Here is an 18,430-nt window from a genome sequence, read left to right on the forward strand (position 1 = left end):
TTACTTGAAGAAACGATCGCTTAATCGTGATCAAAGCACCTCTCAATGCCCTCACTCTTTAGACGGGAAAGATCCCTACACTCCGCATCGGATCACCTCACTGAGCCATTTACGCCGCAACGCTACAGTGAAATTGACGAGTATGAGATCTGTCTTTTGACTTCATCACTTCAGCATTCCACCGCATTGAGCGAAGATATTACTCGGCTTCTCAACATTCAACAGATTTATTTTGAACCTGCTGTTCTCGACTATCCCCGCGCTCACGAGATATTTGCACAGTATCCCAATGCCGATCGCACCGAGGTTGAGTCTCACTGGCAGATTCCAGACCTCCACGGAAACGAGGATTCTGTGGGAGAGTGGAATCGGATTAAGCGATCAGTCTTAGTTCTGGGTGTGAAGAAGTCGCTTTCTGCCCGTCCGAATTGTCGTAGCTCTGATTTTGTCGCGCCTTCTCATGCCAATGGTTGCGCGATGGCTTGCTCGTATTGCTATGTGGCTCGTCGCAAAGGTTTTGCGAATCCGATTACGACATTTGTGAACATCGATCGCATTCAGCAATATCTCAAGCGCCACAGTACCAAGCAAGGCATGAAGCTAGAGTCGAATCAGGTTGATCCACAGTATTGGGTGTATGAGATTGGTGAGAATAGCGACTGTTCGGTCGATGCTGCCGTTTGCGACAATGTTAAGGATTTGATTGCATTGTTCCGCACGCTGCTGAATGCTAAGGCAACCTTTGCCACGAAGCGAGTCAATCGCGAATTATTGAATTACGACCCGCAAGGCAAGACCCGGATTCGCTTTAGTTTGATGCCACAGGCGAAAGCACAGATTGTAGATATTCGCACATCTCCGATCGCCGATCGCATTGCTGCCATCAATGACTTTGTGGATGCAGGCTATGAGGTGCATGTGAACTTTGCTCCTGTGATTTACGACGATCATTGGCTTGAAGACTATTCTGAGCTATTTGAGCAATTAGATAATGTGCTGAGCGATCGAACCAAAGCACAGCTTCAAGCTGAAATTATCTTCCTCACGCACAATGACAAGCTGCATGAAGTGAATCTCGGTTGGCTTCCGCAGGGAGAAGCACTTCTATGGCGACCGGACATTCAGGAGACTAAATATTCTCAGACAGGCGGTAAGAATGTGCGGTATCGACGCGGCTTCAAAGGAACATTGATCGAAGGTTTGACTGAGTTATTGAGCGATCGTCTGCCTTACTGCAAGATTCGCTACGCTTTCTAGTTCATCGAATCGAGAAAGCATTGCTTCTTCGTTCTTTACTAGAGGTGTACCAATAGGAAGGCGTAAGAGCTTGCGTAACTTTTCTATCATCAAGCATAGTGATTCAGCCTAGAACGGAGCCAGCAATGGATAAGCAAGAACTACTAGAGCGTTATGCCGCAGGAGAAAGAGATTTCAGCGTGGCAGATTTGCGAGAAGCATCACTAGAAGGCATTGATCTGCATGAAAGCATACTGCATGGTGCCATCTTGGATGGAGCAAACTTGCGTGGAGCAAACCTAAGCCGAACAGATCTCAGCGGAGCTGCACTGAACTATGCAGACTTAAGTGGAGCGGATTTAACAGGTGCAGATCTACGCGATGCCATGCTCAATCACGCGAATTTAGAAGGCGCAAATCTAGAAGCCGCTATCTTAGAAGAAGCAGATCTGATTGCAGCAAGTTTGATCAAAGCAGATCTAGAAGATGCGGATTTAAGTGATGCAGATTTGAGTGAAGCGAATTTACAATCAGCAGACTTAAGCCGCGCTGAATTGGATTCGGTCAACTTTCAAGCAGCAAATCTGAGCAATGCAGAACTCGATCACACTGATCTGACAGACGCAAATTTTGCCAATGCTGACTTAACAGATGCTCTGTTGGAAGGAGCTAACTTGCAAGGAACACAGCTTGAAGAACAACAAACATAAAGTTACTGCTTTGATCGTGATGCTTCCATCACGATCAAAGCAATCCTTTTAAGCAGCGGTGATGAATCAGCTTATCTCTCTTGAAATGGGTTGCTTCCATTGCCTTCTGCGTAAAACAGTTTGGAGCATACTAAAGCTGTGTTTCTTTAAACAGCAGATTATCGTTCAAGCAGCAGATTTATACATAGCTTGATATCGCTGCATAACGATCGCTCTTCTCCATCTGAGGGAGGGTCGTTGTTCTACCAAAATGAGGAATTGGGCGAGGTCTTAGGCGTTCAGGCTGACTAGGAGAAACCCATCCACTATTTGTAATCTTTGTGCGCTGTTGAAAATCAGTTGAAAACTTTTCACGGCAATGGCTACAGTACCAATATTTCTCTTGATGTTGGATATGTAAAAGCAATGTATGTGAACAGATAAAGCAATGATTTGAAGCGTCCATAATGAGATAAATCGCCCTAATTGCCGGTGCTACTCATAGCTTAGGACGTTAGAATTTCCTGACAAATCGCTCTTTAGGTATAGGCAGCATTAAGAAATTATTAAGGTGTTGATGTGGACAAGGATTCCTGTCTACGACAAGAAAAACAAGGTACTCAGGCACGATCGACCGCGTTCGGCAGGGTAACAGCTTCAAACCAATGCTCCACAAATAGTTGGACTGTTCGCTTAAATTTAACCGCATCGATCGGCTTAATTAGGTAAGCGTTTGCGCCAAGACTGTAGCACCCTCGAATATCTTTAGGATTATTGGAGGTAGATAGTACCACCACAGGAATCATCTTTAGAACCTCATCTTGCTTTAACCGCGCTAAGATATCTCGTCCATCCATACCGGGCAGGTTCAGATCCAGCAGAATCAGCGAGGGCGGAAAAGCAGACAGGGGAAACAGTGTTTCCCGTGAGTCTCTAGAAAAGAGAAAAGTTAACGCTTCGTCTCCCTCGGAACAGCGTTGAATCTGACAGGCGATCGAAGTTTGGCGAATTGTTCGTTGCAGTGCTTCAAAATCTTCATCACTATCTTCCACAACTAACAGGATGGCACTCTGTTCTCCCATTGGCTAACACTCGCTTTAGATTCAAAGGCTGATATTGTTTAGTAGACTAAAATCAGATTATATGACCTGATTTAGAAGATTTTATGAATTGCATCTACCCGAAGACGGGTTTTCAGGCAAACATATTGCTGAGAAGCAGCCTAATTACTAGAATTAGCTCGGCTGTAGATAAGAGAACTCGGTAGAATACAAAGGACGTTCTGCCCCCGATCCTCAATGCAATTGCCAGCTCATCGTGTTAGTTCTGCGTCCCAATCAAGTGAGCGGCAACCGAATCAAGCTGAAAACATTGCCCCTGAAGAAATCAATCTCACAAACTGCGATCGCGAACCAATCCATATCCCCGGCAAAATTCAGCCGCACGGTGTGTTGTTAGTTTTGAGTGAGCCAGACTTAACGATCATACAAGTCAGCAACAGTACGTCTTTATTGAAACGATCTCCAGAAGAATTACTGAATCAGCCTTTAAGTTGCTTACTCGATTCCAAGCAGATTCAATTCATTTCAGACTGCTTGAACGAAGATTTTGAGAGCGTGAATCCGCTGCATCTGTTGATCACAACTCCACAAGAAACTCTTGCTTTTGATGGCATCATTCATCGCAGGGCAGAATTGCTAATTTTGGAGCTAGAACCCTCGCGCAGTGAAAAAAGAGCCGACTTTTTCGGGTTTTATCATCTCGTCAAAGGCACGATTCACAAGCTGCAAAATGCTCATAGCCTGAGTGAAATGTGCAATTTGATCGTCAAGGAAGTGCGGCAGTTGACCGACTTCGATCGTGTGATGGTCTATCGGTTTAATGAGGAGGGCGCAGGACAAGTCATTGCTGAAGACAAACGCGATGCGCTTACCCCTTATCTAGGATTGCACTATCCTCCTAGTGATATCCCCAAGCAAGCCAAGCAACTTTATACGCTTAACAGGTTGCGAATCATTCCAGATGTTAGTTATCAGCCCGCAGCATTGATTCCAACTATCAATCCGATCACCCATCAAGTGACAGATTTAAGTCTATCTGTGTTGAGGAGTGTTTCACCTCTGCACATCGAATATTTGCAGAACATGAGCGTTGGTGCTTCGATGTCCATTTCGCTGATCAAGAACAAAAAACTATGGGGATTGATTGCCTGTCATCATGCCTCTGCGAACTATCTCACCTATGAAGTGCGGACTGCCTGTGAGTTTTTGGGGCAAGTGATGTCGCTAGAACTGATAGCGAAAGAAGAGAATGAAGACTTGGATTACAAAATGAAGCTCAAGGAGATTCAGTCGAACTTTGTCGAAGTCATTCCGCAGCATAAGAATATGCTAGATGGTTTGGTGAGCAATGAATCGAATCTTTTAGAACTCGTTAATGCTCAGAGTGTAGTGATTTGCTGGAATGAGCAATTTTATTCGATCGGTCAGACTCCCTCCTCAGATCAGCTCAGAGATTTGTTGACTCGGATAGAAACGCAGTTTGAAAGCAATGTATTTTCCACAGCAGCACTCTCTAAAGTCTATCCAGCCGCTGAAGCCTTTCGAGATATTGCTTCAGGGCTGTTAGCGTTAGCCATTTCTCGCGTCAATCGCAACTACATCTTATGGTTTCGATCTGAAGTGGTGCAAACCGTAAACTGGGGCGGAAACCCTAATAAACCCGTGGAAATCTCTGAGAGTGGAGAAGTGCGCTTGTCTCCGCGTCAGTCTTTTGCGCTATGGCAGGAAACGGTGCGCGGACAGTCTTTGCCTTGGAAATCCTGCGAAATTGAAGCGGTATTAGACCTCAGAAGCGCGATCGTCGGCATTGTTCTACGCCAAGCAGACGAACTTGCCAAAATTAACATTGAGCTAGAGCGCAGCAACAGTGAACTCGACTCGTTTGCTTACATTGCCTCACACGACTTAAAAGAGCCACTCCGGGGAATTCACAACTATTCCAGCTTTCTGATCGAAGACTATGGAGATGTCTTGAATGAAGATGGAGTCTCAAAGCTGCACACACTGGTCAGATTGACGCAGCGAATGGAAGATTTAATCAATTCCTTGCTGCATTTCTCGCGTCTGGGACGAGTTGGGCTTGAGCTGAAGCAAACGGACTTAAACGAACTGGTACATACGGTTCTAGATGTGCTGCGGATTAGTTTAGAGCAAACTGATGTTGATATTCGGATTCCTCGATCGTTGCCAATAGTCCTGTGCGATCAGGTTCAGATGGGGGAAGTGTTTACGAACTTGATCAGCAATGCGATTAAATACAACGATCGCGCTCAGAAATGGGTTGAAATTGGCTTTTTAGATCCGGTGAGATCGTCGCGGAAACGGTATGTAGACGACGAAGCACCAGAAATGGTGACAACTTTCTATATCAAAGATAATGGCATTGGCATTCCAGAACATCATCTTGATAGCATTTTCCGCATCTTCAAGCGGCTTCATGGCCCAAACAAGTATGGAGGCGGAACAGGGGCAGGACTGACGATCGCGAAAAAGATTGTAGAGCGGCATGAGGGTAAAATTTGGGTCGAGTCGATCAGCGGCGAAGGGAGTATCTTCTACTTCACGCTGCCGCATCAGCCTAGTTCTAATTAATTTTTGCATTGGGGCTGGTATAGTCAGCATTAACCTGATAGATGAATGAGCGATGCCAACCTTTGAAGTATTTCCGGTTACGTCTGCGACTGAACAGGAAATGTTCATCAATGTTCCCTGGGTCGTCTACGCAAATGATCCCAATTGGGTGCCACCCTTGCGGAGCGATGTGCAGAAGAAGTTTCAGCCAGAGAATCCATTTTTTCAATACGGCAAGCTGAAGCAGTTTATTGCCATCTCACGCGGAACGGCGATCGGTCGAATTGTGGCAGCCGTGAATGATCGATTGATTGAGCGTGAAGGCAAGCCGATCGGGATTTTTGGTTTCTTTGAATGTATTGAGGATATCCAAGTCGCAGCTGCCCTGTTTGAAGCGGCAGAAAACTGGCTACGATCGCTAGATATTACAGAAGTTCGAGGCCCGATCGACCTTTCAACGCATAATAATTGTCTCTTTTTAGTCGATGGCTTCGACTCTCCTCCGATGGTGATGATGCCTTACAATCCGTCCTATTATCCGACTTTTATTGAGCAGTTAGGTTGGACAAAGGCAAAAGATGCGTATGCTTACGATTTTCCATTAGATAAACCGCTTTCGCCTGAATTTGAAAAAGGCTACAGAATTGCTTGTAAATCCGGCGTGACATTTCGACCTTTGCACACAAAAGGCGAAGGATTTGAGCAGGATTGTATTAATCTATATCACTTGTTTAATAAGGCATTTTCAAGTAATTGGAGTTCAACTCCTCGCACCCTTGAAGAATTTTTAGAAGAAGCGCGATCGCTGCAAGATTTAGTCGATCCGGATGTGTTTCCGGTTGCAGAATACAACGGAGAAATGATCGGGTTCTGGATGGGATTACCTGACTACAATATTCCGCTTAAATTTGTGAATGGTCGGCTCAATTGGGTCGGGATTCTGAAGTTCTTGTGGTATCGTCGTCGGATTGATCAGGGTCGCGTGATTGCGATATGTTCACTTCCAGAATTTCAGAGAAAATTGGTTCCATTGGGATTAATTTATCTAGGATTACAAGGCGGATTAAAGAAGGGAAAACCTTATAAACGGGCTGAGCTTTCCTGGGTTTACGAAGACAATTCTCGATCGCGCAAATTGATCGAAGCGGCGGGCGGTAAAATCTACAAAACCTATCGAATGTACGAAAAATCCCTATGAAAGCTTTAGTGACTGGAGCAAATGGATTTACCGGATCGCATCTGGTTAAGGCACTTTTGCATCGAGGCGATTCTGTAATCGGTTTCGTACGGCGATCGAGCAATCTGTCTCGTTTATCCGATTGCGAGATTCAATATGCTTACGGTGATATTACCGATCGCGCTGCTCTGAGTGAGGCGATGCAAAATGTCGATGTTGTGTTTCATACGGCTGCATATGTTGAGCTTGGAATTGTTGATGCCGCAGAAATGGAGCGCGTTAATGTTGAAGGCACTCGCGCCGTTTTGGAAGCAGCAAAAGCAGTTAATCTACCTAAATTGATTTATTGCAGCACGATCGGGATTTTCGGCGATACGCAAGGTAAAGTGATTGACGAAACCTTTCAGCGCACTCAAAAAGACTTTTCTTCCGCTTACGATCACACGAAATACCAAGCGCAGCAATTAGTCGATCAAACCCAAGAATTATCGATCGTCAGCGTCCTGCCTTCTGGAATTTTCGGCAGCGATGATCCACACTTTAAGCCTGTTCTGAACGCCTTTCTAAATGGGCGGCTCAAAGTTTGGGCAGGCGGCGGACGAGCGACAGGAATTGTTCACGTTGATGATCTCGCTGAAGCCATGATTCTTGCGGTCGATCGCGGCAAATCTGGCGACTATTACATCATTTCTGCAGGCGACTTGACCACTAGAGAAATGTTTGAAATCTTCAGCCAAGAAACTGGAATTCCTGTTCCCCGCGAAGCTCCAGAATCGATCGTGCGCCTCGTCGCCAGCGTTCTCGATCCAATCGGCAGAGTCGCCCGTTGGCAACCGCCGATCGACAACGAGCGAGTTCATTATGTTTACGATCGCTGTGTGCGTGTCGATGGCTCCAAAGCAAGACGCGAACTCGGATGGAACCCGCGATCGCCCGAAGCCACCCTAAAGTCACTGGTCAAGGCTTAGCTTCGGAGAGCGCCTGCTCTACTTTTTTCATTTCGTCGGTCTTGCCTTGCTCCTCAAACAGCATCTTGGCGCGGCGAAACGCCTCGATCGCATCCTGGGTGAAATTCCGCGCTCTCAAAGCAAGCCCCATTTGATAATGCGCTGCTGCATTATTCGGATCGAGCTTAATCACCTCGCGAAACGCCATCACAGATCGCATCGTTTCGTTGTTTGCCAGAGCCGCTTCTGCCAGCGCAAACTGCGCTTCGGCTGATTCTCGATCCAAATTCACCGATCGCTGAAACGCGCTTAAAGCGGCGGTATTATCGCCTTTCTCGCGTAGAATCTTGCCAATTTGCAGGTGCAGCTTAGAATTACTTGGATCAATTCGCACCGCTTGATTAAACGCATTCAGCGCCGCTTGTGAGTTGCCTTGATCTAGCAGCGCAATGCCCATTGCAACATGAGAACTCGTCCGCCTTGGATTTAACCGTGTCGCTGCTTGCAGCGCAGTCATCCCCTGCGTTGTTCGTCCCAGTTGCAGCAGCATTAAGCCGATCGATTCCTGCGCCTCGGCGCTGCGGCGATCGAGTCTTGCGGCTTGCTGATACGCTGACAACGCCTGAGAAAACTGTCCCTGACGAGAAAGAACCGTTCCCAACCCTAAAAACGCATTCACGTTGCGCCTGTCTAATTGGGTCGCTTGACGGTAAGCCTCTTCGGCTTCGCTGTCGTTGCCCAGATTTGCCAGGCTGAATCCCAACGCATAGAAAAAATCGGCATTGGTCGATTCCAGCGCCACCGCTTGACGATAAGCTTCCGCCGCTTCTTGAAATCGCCCTTCCTGAGCAAAGGCAAACCCCATTCCAGAGAAAATCCGAGCGTTGCGATTGTCGATCGCCGATGCCCGCTGAAACGCTGCTAGTGCTCCTGACCAATTCCGCGCCTCAACAAACTCGCGTCCCTGTTCTAGCAATTTATCTAACTCATCTGATTGAGCGTAAGCCACCTGAGGTATCGCAACCGACACCAGAATTCCAGCAGCAACGAGCGATCGACGGAGGTGAGATATTGTAGCCATAGTGATCAACAATTACAGAAACTCCAGTTTGAGCGAGATGAAACGATGCTAATGACAACCACCGATACAATACAAGATGTTGCGATCGAATCATACCTCGGTGTCGTTACGGCCGAAGTGGTCTACGGAACGAACGCCCTCAAAGATTTCTTTGCCGGCATCCGTGACATTGTTGGTGGACGTACCGCAGGATATGAGCGCGTCTTTGAACAAGGACAGCAAAACGCCCTCGCAGAACTCCAAAAACGGGCACAAAGTCTAGGCGCAAATGCCGTTGTGGGAATCGAAGTGAATACTGGCACAATCCAACTTGATCAATCCGGCGTTCTTCTTTTAATTACTGCGGTTGGAACTGCTGTGAAAATTCGTTGATTCGGCTCGCGTTCACAAACTGAATTCGATCGCGATCCCCAATGATTTCTCTCTAACGGAGTATCTGTATGGTCTCACTCCCGGTAGAGTGATTTTATTTCTGCAAACCTTATAGTGATGCCAAGAGTAATTTCTTTGCAAATAACTATCTTGTTAGGGGAGACAATTCACAATGGCATATACTAATCGTCCTGTCACTGAAGCGGCTGTTATCCCGGTCGCGGGCGACTATCATGACCGCGTTCGTTGGGGTCCGATTATCTCTGGTTTGATGGTTGCACTGGTATCTCAGTTAATCCTGAGCGCGCTGGGTGCAGCAATTGGCGCAACCTCGATTGCAAACTCCGGTGCGCCCCGGACGGAGGCAGGCGGAGTCGGAACCGCAGTCGGAATTTGGGCAACGATCAGCTTGTTGATTTCGCTGTTTATCGGTAGCTGGGTGATGGCACGCGCTTGTGGTCCGATGAACCGCAGCACCGCATTGCTCAACGGTGCAATTCTTTGGGCAACCACTTTGGCACTGAGCGCTTACCTGTTGGCAAGTGGTGTTACAGGTGCATTTGGTTTGGCAGTTTCGAGCGCAGCAAACGCAGCGGGTGCCGCTCTACCTCAAACAGGTGTTCCGAATGTTGATCCGAACGCTGCAAGACCGAACATTTCTGCTCAAGATGCTCGTAACATTGCAGGCAACACTGCAACCGCAGGCTGGTCGTTCGTGATTGGTTCGTTGCTCGGTTTGGCAGCATCTTTGGCTGGTGCGGCAGTAGGAACCCGCAAGCCCCGCGCAACCACCGCTTACGTTGAGCCGAATCGCGGCATGTAAGATTTGGGTTTGATCGATCGCTCTAAAAACCCCTCACTTTGATTGAGGGGTTTTTTAATTTAAAAAACAAAAGGGATGTTGCTTGAACATCCCTAGAATATAAAACGGGCTAGGAGGGATTCGAACCCCCGACACCGTGGTCCGTAGCCACGTGCTCTAGTCCACTGAGCTACAAGCCCTTATCGGCACTTATTCAATATACAACGATCTGACGCAAATGACAAAACAATCTGAAAAATTGATCGAACTTTCTCATCTCGATGCCACAGGACAAGCACAAATGGTAGATGTCTCGGCAAAAGCGGCAACGGTGAGACAAGCGACTGCGATCGCGCATGTTCGGATGAAACCAGAGACCATGCAGGCGATCGAGTCCGGAGATACACCGAAAGGAGACGTGCTGGGAACCGCGCGAATTGCCGGGATTATGGCGGCAAAACAAACGGCAAATTTAATCCCGCTGTGTCATCCCTTGCCGATTCAAAAAGTGGAAGTCAAGATCACAGCCCAACCAGAGCGACCGGGGTTTGAGATTCAAGCGACGGTAAAGATCAAGGCAGAAACCGGGGTGGAGATGGAAGCGCTGACGGCAGCTTCGATCGCGGCGTTGACTTTGTATGACATGGCAAAAGCGATCGAGAAGTCGATTACGATCGAGCAAATTTATCTTCTCAGCAAGACCGGAGGCAAGTCCGGCGATTACTTCCGAGCAGAAAATTTATAATGCAATAAAAAAGCGCGGCTTTCGTCGCGCTAAATTTGAGATTTTACAAAACAATGAATTATCTCAGGTAGCTTGCTTCTGCTTCCAGCATCCGCAGCAACGCTTGATCACCCCGCGCTTTAGCTGCATCCATGCGGCGCTGCAGGTTTCTTTGTAGGTTTTCGCGATGGACTCTCGCAACTTCTGCTGAATGCAAGCGATTTCTGTTCATAATTGAAATTTCCTAGAGGTTAGCTTTGCTTATCACCATCATTTAATTTTAGCATCGGTCATTTCAAACGGTAGCTTATGCTACTAAAAATTCATACTTTCGACGGACAAATGTTAATCACGCTGCTGACTGACTTCGGACTAAATGATGTCTATGTGGGAGTAATGAAGGGAACGATCGCACAAATCAATCTCCAGATTCAGACGATCGATCTAACCCACCAAGTCCCGCCTCAAGACATTGGAACCGCTCGATTTCACCTAATGAACGCTTATCCTTATTTTCCAAGTGGAACAGTTCATCTTGCCGTCGTTGATCCGGGAGTCGGGAGTCAGCGGCGATCAATTGCGGTTCGGCTCAAATCTGGATTTGTGGTCGCACCGGATAACGGGTTGATTAGCGGTGTTCTGAGTGACGCGATCTCGGCAGTCGAATTGAGCAATCCGCAGTATTGGCGCTCACCAACTCCAAGCACTACGTTTCACGGACGTGATATTTTTGCGCCTATTGCAGCATATTTGGCGAGTGGAGTTCCCTTACACGAGCTAGGCACTGCGATCGATTTAAGTTCGATCGTGCAGTTACCGATTCCGGGTGTGATTGAAACGGAAGCAGGATTGCTCGGCGTGATTCAAGCGATCGATCATTTCGGCAATCTCATCACCAACATTCCAGGAGAGCGGGTACGCGATCGTCCTTGGAGAATTCGCATCAATGAGGCAATCTTTTCAGGAAAGACGACTTATGCTGATGCTGCAATCGGTGAGGTTATTGGATTGATTGGCAGTCATCGTTGGGTTGAGATTGCCATGAATCGCGGCAATGCTCAGAATTATTTGAAGCTAGCGGTTGGAGATACGATCATGGTGCTCTCTAGCTGAAACCAATTTTCAATCAGTTTCGATCTTCTCTAGCAAAAGAAGTCTGTGAGCCTCGATAAAATAAAGTTATCTCGCAAAAGGAGCGATGCTGTATGACGCAAATCCAAGCCCAGAAAACGCTCTATCAGCAGGATTTAGTCGCTTGGTTAGACGATACGGTAATCAAGCTGAAACAACGACACTTTGAAGAGATAGACATCGACAGCTTGATTGAGGAGATTGAAGGCTTGGCAGGGCGCGATCGACGGGAGCTAAAAAACCGTCTGGAAGTATTACTCAATCATCTCCTCAAACGCCTCTATGTTTATTCTCCCGATGACTATCGGGGTTGGGAATTAACCATTCGCGAACAGCGAAAGCAACTGAAACTCTTATTGGAACAATCACCAAGCTTGCGAAAATATTTAATTGCAGCATTTCCTGACGCTTGGAAGTCGGCTCTATTAGACCTGCGAGAAGACTATCCGAAAACTCAATTTCCTGATGAGTGGCAATATAGCAGCGAAATCGATGTTCTTCTGCATGATAAATTCTGGGACAGTCATGACTGATTGAATTTGCGATCGTAGTCGCTCGCAGAAGCGTCAGGGTTGTCCGATCGTTCTCACCAGCGGCTCAAACACAGGCACCAAATCCGCTCGACTCACGACTAAAGTGGGAAACGATCGCGTACTGTAATCCTTGCCGACTTCTAGCGGAAAAATCGGAGATGATTCCAAGGGATGCCAAACCGCGCCTGCTGCTTGTACGATCGCCCAAACTGCGGCAATATCCCAAATCTTCGGAGTTGCTTCTACGCCGCCCATCGTCGCGCCTGCCGCGACTGTAAGTAAGTTATAGGTCGCAACCCCTAGCATCCGAATCTTTGCTGGAAATGGATTTTTCAGCACTGAGGTACTGCGGGCACAGAGATTAAAAAAGTGATTGCGGGTGAGAGCTTCTTGGCTTGCGTGAATTGGTTTGTCATTGAGAAATGCCCCCGACGGTAAATCTAACCCCGATTCGCTGCACCAATATCCATGAAACGATTGGTTCAACGGCGGCAGATGCACATAGCCGAAGACTGGGGTGCCTTGATAGAGAAGCGCGATCGAAATCCCCCAGAGCGGCAAGCCTCGCGCAAAATTCGTCGTCCCATCTAACGGATCGATAATCCAGCACCACTCACGATCGGGAAAACAATGCTCCGCTTCTTCACTTAAAACACCGTGATTGGGAAACTTTTGCGAGATTGCCGCCCGAATTTGCTCATCTGCCCAGCGATCGGACTGTGTAACAAGGCTTCCGTCTGCTTTTTCCGCCGCCTGCACCTGTCCAAAATCTTTCAGCAGTTGCACCCCAACTTTATGGGTGAGCGTTTCTGAAAAGGTTTTGATTTCTAAAAAATTCATGCTCCTGCCTCTAAAATTTGCGCTGCTGTTAATTGCAGGTTTGGAAACGTGGGGGAGACGAGACGATCGTTGTTTCTAAATTCTTTCGTTTGATAGCGATCGTTCTGTAGCGTTAGCACAAGTACCACAGCTCGATTGGGGTCAATCAGCCAATACTCAGAAATTCCTCGCGCCGCGTACTCCCTGGGCTTCTCAATGTAATCGCGGTTATAGTTGTCGCTTCCAGGCTCCCCTGGCGAAACGACTTCGATCACAAGCAAAGGAGCAGGCATTGTAGCCGACAGAAATAACTGAGCAGTTTGATTCATGGCATCACGCGATGCTTCGGAATGAATCATTAAATCTGGATCGCGTGCAGTCACTCTCGACGAACTCCCTGCAATCAAATGTTTGATGCCAATTCGTGATACTGGAATTCCGAGCTGTAGAAAGTATCCGATCAAGAAAACGGCGATCGCGGTATTAATTGGCTTTTCTGCGCCCATCTCTACCAGCACCCCATCAACCAATTCATAGCGGGTGTCAGTTCCATCATCGTAATCAAGATACTCCTCGATCGTCTGAAATGGGGGTTTTGCTTGAGTCATTAATCCAACTCACCTTGCAAAATCGTTGAAATTGCAGCTTTTGTATTATTGCGGAACGCTTTGACATCCACGCGGTTGAGCAATCCGACTGCAACGAGCATCCCGATCGCTTGTAATCCGAATACCACCGCATACGATAGCGTCAAATTCGAGAAAATCGCTTTGCCCACATCTAAAGCGCCACCACCGAAAATCGTTGCTAATGCTCTCGCCAACGCTTGTGCTAATCCCCATGCCCCGATAAATGTCCCTGCGGTTTCAACCGCCGTTAGATCGAGCATTAAGCTAATCGCGCCCGTGGTTGTGACGCCCGATGCTAAACCAAACAGGAATAATCCACTTTGTAAAAGTTTGGGGTTCGCGGTAAAGCCTGTGAAGATGATAAAGATCATGCAGGCTGCAACGAGAACACATCCGAGTTTGGCGGTTCTAGTTTTTCCGAGGCGAGGCACGATCGCAAATCCGGCGCTACTAATTCCAATCAAGGTGCCCATGCCCCAAAAGGCGTTTAGGCGAGTCGTTTCTGCAACCGACATTCCAAACACTTGTCCGCCGTAAGACTCCATTACCGCATCTTGCATAAACAAACTAATCGTCATGAACAGCAAGAAGGCGAAAAATAATCCCGTTTGCGGTGAAGCCGTTAACACTCGAATCGCTCGGCTTAAGGTAATTTGATCCTCGCGATCGAAGGTCGTCCGTGTACTAAACCGCGAATACTTCTTTTCAACTCCAAGCGTTGCTAGCACACACAGCCCACAGACAATACTTGGAATGATTACAAACACACGATCGACCGCCGGACGCAACGCTGCTAAATTCGCAGTTCCTTCGGCTGGTAACAATCGAGAGGTGACGATCGCCCCGATCACAATTCCCACCATCAGCATCGACCAAACAATTCCGACCAATTTTGATCGTTCTTCTTCTTCGCTCACATCGACCAATAGCGCCGCAAACGGAGTCGATCCGGCGCTCAAAGTCAACCCGTACAGCGCAAAGACTAGCCCTAATACGCCGATCCAAATCTGTGTTTGTAGACTCCATCCAACCGTCTGCAAACTCGCGCCCACTTGCCACATCACCTGAACCGCTAAAAACGCAGTCAGCGAAAACAGCACCGACGCGATCCACACATAACCCGTCCGGTGATAGCCTGCGATCGGCTTTGCATCCGACATCTGCCCAAACCACAATCGAGCGGGAGCCATGAATTGATGCACCGCGATCGCGCCTGCTGCGATCGTTGCCGGAATTGCCAATTCTTTAATCATGATGCGATTTAGCACACCAAGCGTTAACACCGACATCATGCCCAACCCCATCTGATACAGACCGAGTTGGAACATCGTCAAAAGCTTGATTCTGGGCGGTTGCGTGATCATAGTTTGGAACTCAGAATAGCGGTTTAGGGTTTCTATGGCGATCGTAAACGAAGTAAAGGTAGGGAGAATCGAGCAATTGCAAATTCAGATCGACCAATAAAAAGCGATCGCGCAGTGCTGCACGATCGCATCTTAGCAAAGGCAATCTTGACTTAGGGCGCTAACGCATTGCCGCGAATCAGGCTGCCGATCGTTTTCGCCGTGATCTTCAGTTGCACCAGCGGATTTGCCGGGACAACCGTTTTGTAAAGGTAGCTATCGAAGGTGAGCTTTTGCACATCGATATCCGAACACATTTCGACAAAGGCTTCGCGGGTTGCATCGGTTCGGTAGAATACCGTTTGCAAAATGTCCAGCACTTTGTAGGTGAGTCCGTACTTCTTATCCCAACGCTTCAGATACACTTTCAAATCTGCTTCCGTGGGAATGCGACGACCGTTTTCAGAAAATTCGACGATCGTTTCTGCACACATCCGCGCCGATTTCGCAGCGAAGTAAATGCCTTCACCCGAAGATTTGGTCACGGTTCCGGCTGCATCTCCAACCAAGGCAACGCGACCAACCACACGGCGCGGTCTCGGATGCTCTGGAATCGGATGTGCTTCAACCCGAATGATCTTTCCGCCTCTGAGTTTTTTCGCGGCTCTTGCCCGAATTCCAGCCTGTAGCTTTTTGATGTCTGCTTTGTTCGGAGCCATCGTTCCGGTTCCCACCGCAACGTGGTTGTACTTCGGAAACACCCAAGCGTAGAAATCGGTGGAAACATCGTCGCCCACGTACATCTCAGCGAGGTCTTCGTAGTACGCCATCTTGTCATCAGGCAGCATGATCCGCTCTTGGAAGGCGATCGCATAGTTGTAATCCCCGGCATCGATCGCTTTTGCCACTCGCGAGTTTGCGCCATCTGCACCAATGACCAGATCGACTTCGAGCGTTGCGGCTTTTCCTTCCAAGCTGCCATCCGAGTGATCGGCATAGTGCAGCGTGTAGGAACCGTTTGCACTGGTGGGCAATTCCAGCTTGTGCATCGTGCCATTAATCAACTTTGCGCCGAGGGAGACGGCACGATCGCGCAGAAAGCCATCTAGGACTTCGCGGCGACACATTCCGATATATTCGTCGTCTTTTAACGTGCTACCGATACTAACTTCGACATTCGAGGGGGAAATCATTTTCATCTTTCGCACTTTGCGATCGATGATGTTTTCGGGCAAGTCAAATTCCGACACCATACAGAGGGGGATTGCCCCACCACAGGGTTTAACGTTGTCTAACTTGCGCTCAATAAGATAGGTTTCAATACCCGCTTTTGCTAAGGTCTCTGCTGCGGAAGAACCAGCAGGACCACCGCCTACAACTGCAACCCGGAGTGTCAAAGGTTTTCTCCCAATTTCTTTAAAGCTACGAAAGCCATCGTATCACGCGGCTTTTGCCCTTCTGTTACGGACTACGGCAACTTGAAACACAGCTTAACAATTTAATTATTTTGTCGTAATAAATTAGCGATCGCCAAGACAGAAATAGAAGACGCTCGATGATGTCATTTGAAGAATCGAAGTCACGATCGCGCTTATTTCTGCTGCGATACGAACGTATTGCGCTCCCAAAATACTCCGTCTGACCAGCCTTGAATCCGACGATCGTTCTCCGCCAGTTCCAATCGCCGCTCCGTTAACAGACAGTATTCTTCGTTTAAATCGATGCCGAGATAACAGCGATCGAGCTTCTTCGCCACCACCGAAGTCGTCCCACTGCCGACAAACGGATCAAAGACAAAATCTCCCGGATTCGAGCTTGCCAAAATCAGCTTGGCGAGCAGTTTTTCGCTTTTTTGAGTGGGATGTTCTGTATTCTCAGGCATCGACCAGAACGGGATCGTGATATCTGACCAAAAGTTTGATGGATGCGTATCGCGGAAATTCCCCTGCTCGGTCGATTCCCAATCTTTCGGCGTTTTTTCGATCGTCCGATAGGGTGCCAGCACTCGTCGCCGCAATTTCACGGCATCTAAGTTAAAGGTGTACTGATTTGAGACGGTACAGAACCAAATATCTTCGCTCGAATTCTTCCAGTTCGCTTTTGCGCCTCGTCCTTTCTCACGCTCCCAAGTAATCCGATTGTGAACCGTGAAATGAGCGGAAGCCGCCGTGTAAATCGAAGCCGAAGACAGCCAATCACCGCAGATATAAAGGGAGGCTGTCGGTTTGAGCAATGGCTTAAAGGCAACGATCGCAGCCTCTAGCCAAGCCGTATACGCTTCGACTGAGCGACGTTCAAATCTCAACCCGTTGAAATTCTTTGACAAGTTGTAGGGCGGATCGAGGATTAAAAGATCCACAAATCTATCGGGTAGCAGAGCGGAAATCGCTAAGCTATCTGCTTGAATAGTCCCTATTGGTGGGTTGGTAGAAAGCTCAGCGATCGAAATCAGCCTTGATCTCAGGCGTTGTCGGTCGAGGTCGCTTAATTCAACACTACGATTTCTGCTGGCTTTGGATTTTTTCACGGGCGCGATCGAACAGAGTCTAAAGTTTTATAGTTTTATAAGGTTTCGTAATTGCACAGTTGTGTTTAATAAGCTTAGATGCACACTGTCAACTTTTATGAAGAAACTATGAAGTAAAGATTAGGTTTTGGAAAAGCTCTTAGAAAAGATCTAAAAGTTAACAGATAAAGGGAGCGAGACGAGCAAAATTTCTTAGGAGAAAAATCTTCAACAAACTTAAAAGCCTGAGACAACATCACGGATCGACACAGATATTTTATAAAAATCGCAGAATTGAGCCATTAAAGCTTTCGCAAGTAAAAATTCTCTCCGTGATCTTGTGCGATTACTGTGCAATTACTTAAGTATCATTTCAATTCTATAAAACCGCGATAAGACTACCGTATAAACACTGGAATTATCTTGCTAGATCAATTAAGATACTGTGAAGGAAGTGAATAAGATAAATGCTTTATCTTCATCGGTTGCTGCAAATGAGGACGTTCTCAAGGATGGCACTGACAGCAACTCTGGCTTTAGGTGCATCGCTCTCACTGGCAAAATTTGCTCAGGCTGAAGTTATTACGATCGCAAGGAGTGTAGAAGCGCCATCCGCTGGGAAAGCGCTGCATCCCGCTTTCCACCCTGATTTTCAGCCTATCACTAAATTAATAGATTCAACCTTCGATCCCGAACCGAATGCTCCGCCCAGTAGCACTGGAGGATCTGGTACTCGTTAATTCAGCTTCTTTATTTATGACCATTTGCTAGATGTCCGTAGTTCAGAAAGTTGGACTACGGATTTTTAT

Annotated in this window: 19 protein-coding genes and 1 tRNA gene; 11 read left to right on the forward strand and 9 right to left on the reverse strand. The window is 47.5% G+C overall.

Annotated features, from left to right (window positions below; genetic code table 11):
- The first annotated feature begins 45 nt into the window (after positions 1 to 45).
- Together NC980_RS09350 and NC980_RS09355 are read left to right on the forward strand one after the other, a co-directional pair.
- Positions 46 to 1,257: a spore photoproduct lyase family protein gene (locus NC980_RS09350; RefSeq protein WP_190375579.1), complete on the forward strand. Its 1,212-nt coding sequence runs from the start codon at positions 46 to 48 to the stop codon at positions 1,255 to 1,257.
- A gap of 125 nt (positions 1,258 to 1,382) precedes the next feature.
- A complete protein-coding gene (locus NC980_RS09355) occupies positions 1,383 to 1,946 on the forward strand; it encodes a pentapeptide repeat-containing protein (protein ID WP_190375580.1) in 564 nt (187 codons plus the stop codon).
- A gap of 599 nt (positions 1,947 to 2,545) precedes the next feature.
- Here the strand turns inward: NC980_RS09355 and NC980_RS09360 are convergent.
- A complete protein-coding gene (locus tag NC980_RS09360; RefSeq protein WP_190375581.1) occupies positions 2,546 to 3,007 on the reverse strand; it encodes a response regulator in 462 nt (153 codons plus the stop codon).
- 216 nt (positions 3,008 to 3,223) lie between these two features.
- On the opposite strand from NC980_RS09360, the gene NC980_RS09365 reads away from it, so the two are divergent.
- The 3 genes from NC980_RS09365 to NC980_RS09375 are packed head-to-tail and all read left to right on the forward strand — an operon-like array spanning position 3,224 to position 7,702.
- Positions 3,224 to 5,578, forward strand: coding sequence for an ATP-binding protein (locus NC980_RS09365; protein WP_190375582.1), 2,355 nt, complete (start codon positions 3,224 to 3,226; stop codon positions 5,576 to 5,578).
- Positions 5,579 to 5,630: 52 nt separating this feature from the next.
- Positions 5,631 to 6,755: a hypothetical protein gene (locus NC980_RS09370; protein WP_190375583.1), complete on the forward strand. Its 1,125-nt coding sequence runs from the start codon at positions 5,631 to 5,633 to the stop codon at positions 6,753 to 6,755.
- Entirely contained in the window at positions 6,752 to 7,702 is a 951-nt protein-coding gene (locus tag NC980_RS09375) for an NAD-dependent epimerase/dehydratase family protein (RefSeq protein WP_190375584.1), read from the forward strand. Before NC980_RS09370 ends, NC980_RS09375 begins: the two co-directional genes overlap by 4 nt.
- On the opposite strand, the gene NC980_RS09380 is transcribed toward NC980_RS09375, so the two are convergent.
- Entirely contained in the window at positions 7,692 to 8,762 is a 1,071-nt protein-coding gene (locus NC980_RS09380; RefSeq protein ID WP_190375585.1) for a tetratricopeptide repeat protein, read from the reverse strand. The two genes, NC980_RS09375 and NC980_RS09380, sit on opposite strands and share 11 nt — an antisense overlap.
- A 45-nt stretch (positions 8,763 to 8,807) precedes the next feature.
- On the opposite strand from NC980_RS09380, the gene NC980_RS09385 reads away from it, so the two are divergent.
- Positions 8,808 to 9,134, forward strand: a complete 327-nt coding sequence (locus NC980_RS09385) for a YbjQ family protein (protein WP_190375586.1) — start codon at positions 8,808 to 8,810, stop codon at positions 9,132 to 9,134.
- Between the two features lie 172 nt (positions 9,135 to 9,306).
- A complete protein-coding gene (locus NC980_RS09390; RefSeq protein ID WP_190375587.1) occupies positions 9,307 to 9,957 on the forward strand; it encodes a hypothetical protein in 651 nt (216 codons plus the stop codon).
- A 105-nt stretch (positions 9,958 to 10,062) separates the two neighbouring features.
- Here NC980_RS09390 and NC980_RS09395 read toward each other — a convergent pair.
- Positions 10,063 to 10,136: transfer RNA gene (locus tag NC980_RS09395), tRNA-Arg, on the reverse strand.
- Positions 10,137 to 10,174: 38 nt separating this feature from the next.
- Here NC980_RS09395 and moaC point away from each other — a divergent pair.
- Positions 10,175 to 10,681, forward strand: a complete 507-nt coding sequence (gene moaC / locus NC980_RS09400) for a cyclic pyranopterin monophosphate synthase MoaC (protein ID WP_277881310.1) — start codon at positions 10,175 to 10,177, stop codon at positions 10,679 to 10,681.
- A 58-nt stretch (positions 10,682 to 10,739) separates the two neighbouring features.
- On the opposite strand, the gene NC980_RS09405 is transcribed toward moaC, so the two are convergent.
- Positions 10,740 to 10,892, reverse strand: a complete 153-nt coding sequence (locus NC980_RS09405) for a hypothetical protein (protein ID WP_190375588.1) — start codon at positions 10,890 to 10,892, stop codon at positions 10,740 to 10,742.
- A 77-nt stretch (positions 10,893 to 10,969) separates the two neighbouring features.
- On the opposite strand from NC980_RS09405, the gene NC980_RS09410 reads away from it, so the two are divergent.
- Both NC980_RS09410 and NC980_RS09415 read left to right on the forward strand, forming a co-directional pair.
- Entirely contained in the window at positions 10,970 to 11,773 is an 804-nt protein-coding gene (locus tag NC980_RS09410) for an SAM-dependent chlorinase/fluorinase (RefSeq protein WP_242026547.1), read from the forward strand.
- A 92-nt stretch (positions 11,774 to 11,865) separates the two neighbouring features.
- On the forward strand, positions 11,866 to 12,324 hold the full coding sequence (locus tag NC980_RS09415) for a DUF29 domain-containing protein (RefSeq protein WP_190375589.1): 459 nt from the start codon (positions 11,866 to 11,868) through the stop codon (positions 12,322 to 12,324).
- Positions 12,325 to 12,357: 33 nt separating this feature from the next.
- Here NC980_RS09415 and NC980_RS09420 read toward each other — a convergent pair whose 3' ends face one another.
- From NC980_RS09420 to NC980_RS09440, 5 genes are all read right to left on the reverse strand, one after another.
- Positions 12,358 to 13,164 (reverse strand): inositol monophosphatase family protein, encoded by an 807-nt coding sequence (locus NC980_RS09420; RefSeq protein WP_190375590.1) that lies wholly within the window; start codon positions 13,162 to 13,164, stop codon positions 12,358 to 12,360.
- Complete coding sequence (locus NC980_RS09425) at positions 13,161 to 13,751, reverse strand: Uma2 family endonuclease (RefSeq protein WP_190375591.1); 591 nt, start codon at positions 13,749 to 13,751, stop codon at positions 13,161 to 13,163. The genes NC980_RS09420 and NC980_RS09425 overlap by 4 nt, the downstream gene beginning before the upstream one ends.
- On the reverse strand, positions 13,751 to 15,136 hold the full coding sequence (locus tag NC980_RS09430; RefSeq protein WP_190375592.1) for a BCD family MFS transporter: 1,386 nt from the start codon (positions 15,134 to 15,136) through the stop codon (positions 13,751 to 13,753). The genes NC980_RS09425 and NC980_RS09430 overlap by 1 nt, the downstream gene beginning before the upstream one ends.
- A 152-nt stretch (positions 15,137 to 15,288) precedes the next feature.
- Positions 15,289 to 16,512 carry a geranylgeranyl reductase gene (chlP, locus tag NC980_RS09435; protein ID WP_190375593.1) on the reverse strand — a complete coding sequence of 408 codons (1,224 nt, stop codon included), beginning with the start codon at positions 16,510 to 16,512 and terminating at the stop codon, positions 15,289 to 15,291.
- A 194-nt stretch (positions 16,513 to 16,706) separates the two neighbouring features.
- Positions 16,707 to 17,474 (reverse strand): site-specific DNA-methyltransferase, encoded by a 768-nt coding sequence (locus tag NC980_RS09440; RefSeq protein WP_347272565.1) that lies wholly within the window; start codon positions 17,472 to 17,474, stop codon positions 16,707 to 16,709.
- 659 nt (positions 17,475 to 18,133) lie between these two features.
- Between NC980_RS09440 and NC980_RS09445 the strand changes: the two genes are divergently transcribed.
- Positions 18,134 to 18,361 carry a hypothetical protein gene (locus NC980_RS09445; RefSeq protein ID WP_190375594.1) on the forward strand — a complete coding sequence of 76 codons (228 nt, stop codon included), beginning with the start codon at positions 18,134 to 18,136 and terminating at the stop codon, positions 18,359 to 18,361.
- The last annotated feature ends 69 nt before the right edge of the window (positions 18,362 to 18,430 follow it).

Source organism: Leptolyngbya sp. AS-A5 (assembly GCF_039962495.1).
In the GTDB taxonomy this organism is placed as follows: domain Bacteria; phylum Cyanobacteriota; class Cyanobacteriia; order Leptolyngbyales; family Leptolyngbyaceae; genus Leptolyngbya.